This is a genomic window from Comamonas sp., assembly GCF_036666375.1.
Lineage (GTDB): Bacteria > Pseudomonadota > Gammaproteobacteria > Burkholderiales > Burkholderiaceae_C > Comamonas.
Window position 1 is genome coordinate 1 of the sequence record NZ_JAVWWA010000207.1, and the last position, 2,978, is coordinate 2,978.

Genomic DNA, 2,978 nt, shown 5'->3' on the forward strand with positions numbered 1-2,978 from the left:
CAACCACCATATAACCAAAAGTTCTAAAAAATGCCTGAAAATAACGCTACCAACCAATCCAGGTAGCGACTCATGGGCATCAGCCACTACATCAAAGACATAGGCCGCGGCGCGCGGGGCGCGCGTGCGGTGACGCGCGTGCAGGCGCAGGATCTGCTGGGGCAGGTGCTCGACGGTCAGGTCACCGATCTGGAGATCGGGGCGTTCTGCATTGCGATGCGGATCAAGGGCGAGTCGGCCGACGAGATGGGCGGATTTCTCGATGCGCTGCATGCGCGCAGCCGCAAGTTCGCTGCGAGCACCCGTCCGACCGTGGTGCTGCCCAGCTACAACGGCGCGCGCCGCCTGCCGGTACTGACACCCTTGCTGGCGCTGCTGCTGGCGCGCGAAGGCCTGCCGGTGCTGCTGCACGGCATGCGCACCGAGGCGCGCCGGGTGCTGGCCAGCGATGTGCTGGAAGCGCTGGGCATCCCTGCCACGCATGCACCGCAGGACGCGTCGGTCGAGCTGCCTGCCATTGCGGCGGGAACGATCGCGCACATCGCGACCGGAGAGCTGCAGCCCGGCCTGGCCCGGCTGCTCGCGGTGCGCGAGGTGATCGGTCTGCGCAACCCGGGGCATAGCGCCGCCAAGCTGTATATCCCTTGCGCCGGCCCCAGTGTGCTGGTCACGAGCTACACCCATCCCGAATACGCGAGCATGCTGCAGGAATGCCTGCAGGCCCAGGGCGCAAGCGCGCTGCTGTCGCGCGGGCTGGAAGGTGAAGTGGTGGCCGATCCGCGCCGCTCACCGCGCTACGACGGCTTTGTGCACGGCGCGCACCGCGTGCTGCAGGAGCAGCAGCCCGGAACCGCCAGTGAAGTCGCGGGCCTGCCCGAAGCCATCGATGTCGCGACCACGGCCGATTACACTCGCCGCGTGCTTGCGGGCGAACTGCCCGTGCCCGAAGCGATTGCCCAGCAGGTCGCGTTTATTTTGCAAATCGTGCAGGCGCTGGAAGCCGCACCCGAATCGACACCACGGCGCCCAGCGTCAGACGGAGTTCAGCCATGAACCACTCCTCCTCTTCCCGGCCCGCAGGCCGCTGCACCCTGGTCGGCGCCGGCCCGGGCGACCCGGAACTGCTGACCATCAAGGCCTTGAAGGCCATCCAGGCCGCAAGCGTGCTGCTGGTCGATGACCTGGTCAGCGACGCCATCGTCGCCCATGCATCTCCCACGGCGCGCATCGTCTATGTGGGCAAGCGCGGCGGCTGCAAGAGCACGCCCCAGGCGTTCATTGAAAAGCTGATGCTGCAGGCCGTGCTGGACGGCGACGACGTGGTGCGGCTCAAGGGCGGCGACCCGTTCATTTTTGGCCGCGGCGGCGAAGAGGTCGAGCATCTGCGCGCGGCGGGCATTGAAGTCGAGATCGTCAACGGCATCACCGCCGGCCTCGCCGGCCTGACTTCACTGGGCGCGCCGCTCACGCACCGCGCGCATGCACGCGGCGTGGTCTTCATCACCGGCCATGCCAAGCCCGGTGCCGACGACACCGACTGGGTGCAGCTCGCCACCACGGCACATGCCCTGCGCCTGACGCTGGTGATCTACATGGGAATGCGCGGCGCAGCGCATATCCAGCAAGGTTTGCTGCAGGGGCTGCCGCCGCAGACGCCCGTGGCCGTGATCCAGCACGCCACCCTGCCCGGCCAGCGCCATGCGGTCACCACGCTGGCGACGATGCAGGCCACCATAGACACCGAGAAGCTCGCCAGCCCCAGCGTGATCGTCGTCGGCGACGTGGTGCAGGGCGTGGCAGCCTGGGCGGCCGCGCCAGCGCAGGCACAGCACGCGGCTTGAGCCGCTGCGTTGGAGGCTTGAACGCGAGGCTGAATTTCCCTGCCGGGCACTTGCAGCCTGTGCCTCACACGCACTTCGACAAGCTCAGTGCGAACGGTCGACCGGCCGCTGTGCGGCGTCAGATGGTTTCGGCTGCCGCGGCCTGGCGCACCTGCTCGAAGCGCTCGGCCTGTTCCTTGCGGATCTGCTTGCGCAGCACGGCCGCGCCCCAGCGGCGGCGTTCGTCGTAGTTCGCCGGCTTGAGCGGCGGCACGGCCACGGTCTTGCGGTCGTCGTCCACGGCCACCATGGTGAAGAAGCAGCTGTTGACATGGCGCACGCTCTGGTTGCGGATGTCTTCGGCGACCACTTTGATGCCCACTTCCATCGACGAGGTACCGGTGTGGTTGACGCTCGCCAGGAAGGTCACCAGTTCGCCCACATGGATGGGCTGCAGGAACATCACCTGGTCCACGCTCAGCGTCACGACATAGCGGCCCGCATAGCGGCTGGCGCAGGCGTAGGCGACCTGGTCCAGCTGCTTGAGAATCGCACCGCCGTGCACGTTGCCGGAGAAATTGGCCATGTCGGGCGACATCAGCACCGTCATGCTAAGTTGGTGTGCAGGTTGGTTCATGGCGGCGATTGTAAAAAGATGGCGAACCAGCGGCGGTTCGCGGGCTATTCGCGCTCGCCAGCGCAGCCTGCGCGGCTCGGGGACAATGCGCCCACCCGCGCCCTAGGCGCCCCGACCTGCCCTGCCTGCCTGTGACCACCCCTCTTTCCTACGACGCCATCATTCTCGGCGCCGGCGCTGCCGGCCTTTTCTGCGCAGCCCAGGCGGGCCAGCGCGGCCTCAAGGTGCTGCTCATCGACCATGCCGAAAAAGTCGCCGAGAAGATCCGCATTTCGGGCGGCGGGCGCTGCAATTTCACCAACCGCGAACTTGATGTGCGCCAGCCGCACAAGCATTTCGTCGGCCGCAACCCGCAGTTCTGCCGCTCGGCGCTGTCGCGCTTCACGCCCGCGGATTTCATTGCGCTGATGGACCGCCACGGCATTGCCCACCATGAAAAGCACAAGGGCCAGCTGTTTGCCGACCGCTCGGCCGAAGACATCATCGCCATGCTGCTGGCCGAATGCGCGCTGGGCGGCGTC

4 protein-coding genes are annotated in these 2,978 nt (G+C 67.0%); 3 read left to right on the forward strand and 1 reads right to left on the reverse strand.

What is annotated here, in order from left to right:
• Positions 1-72: 72 nt before the first annotated feature.
• A complete protein-coding gene (gene ybiB / locus RR928_RS24595) occupies positions 73-1,053 on the forward strand; it encodes a DNA-binding protein YbiB (protein ID WP_332539842.1) in 981 nt (326 codons plus the stop codon).
• Positions 1,050-1,841 (forward strand): uroporphyrinogen-III C-methyltransferase, encoded by a 792-nt coding sequence (gene cobA, locus RR928_RS24600; protein ID WP_332549624.1) that lies wholly within the window; start codon positions 1,050-1,052, stop codon positions 1,839-1,841. Before ybiB ends, cobA begins: the two co-directional genes overlap by 4 nt.
• A gap of 118 nt (positions 1,842-1,959) precedes the next feature.
• On the opposite strand, the gene RR928_RS24605 is transcribed toward cobA, so the two are convergent.
• On the reverse strand, positions 1,960-2,457 hold the full coding sequence (locus RR928_RS24605) for an acyl-CoA thioesterase (RefSeq protein ID WP_332539844.1): 498 nt from the start codon (positions 2,455-2,457) through the stop codon (positions 1,960-1,962).
• A 131-nt stretch (positions 2,458-2,588) separates the two neighbouring features.
• Here RR928_RS24605 and RR928_RS24610 point away from each other — a divergent pair.
• A partial coding sequence (locus RR928_RS24610) for an NAD(P)/FAD-dependent oxidoreductase (protein WP_332684694.1) occupies positions 2,589-2,978 on the forward strand: 390 nt, incomplete at its 3' end.

Bases quoted from the DNA above. Each gene is read 5' to 3' on its own strand.
- ybiB (WP_332539842.1), top strand. From the start codon at position 73: ATGGGCATCAGCCACTACATCAAAGACATAGGCCGCGGCGCGCGGGGC.
- cobA (WP_332549624.1), top strand. From the start codon at position 1,050: ATGAACCACTCCTCCTCTTCCCGGCCCGCAGGCCGCTGCACCCTGGTC.
- RR928_RS24605 (WP_332539844.1), bottom strand. From the start codon at position 2,457: ATGAACCAACCTGCACACCAACTTAGCATGACGGTGCTGATGTCGCCC.